The organism is Shewanella sp. S1-58-MNA-CIBAN-0166 (genome assembly GCF_040310085.1).
Lineage (GTDB): Bacteria > Pseudomonadota > Gammaproteobacteria > Enterobacterales > Shewanellaceae > Shewanella.
Window position 1 is genome coordinate 1 of record NZ_JBEOPN010000164.1, and the last position, 257, is coordinate 257.

1 protein-coding gene is annotated in these 257 nt (G+C 72.8%); it reads left to right on the forward strand.

Going from position 1 to position 257, the window contains the following annotated elements; translation table 11 throughout:
• A partial coding sequence (locus AAEY99_RS21545; protein ID WP_351011999.1) for a solute carrier family 23 protein occupies positions 1-257 on the forward strand: 257 nt, incomplete at both ends.

Sequence of the window (257 nt, forward strand, 5' to 3'; positions counted from 1 at the left end):
GTGCTCGGCACGTCGTCGACCACCGCGTACATCGAAAGCGCGTCGGGCGTGCAGGCCGGCGGCCGCACCGGCGTGACGGCGATCACCGTCGCGGTGCTGTTCCTCGCGTGCCTGTTCATCGCGCCGCTCGCCGGCGTCGTGCCGGCCTATGCAACGGCGCCCGCGCTGCTGTACGTGTCGTGCCTGATGCTGCGCGAGATGGTCGAGGTGCCGTGGGACGACGCGACGGAAGCCGTGCCGGCCGCGCTGACCGCGCT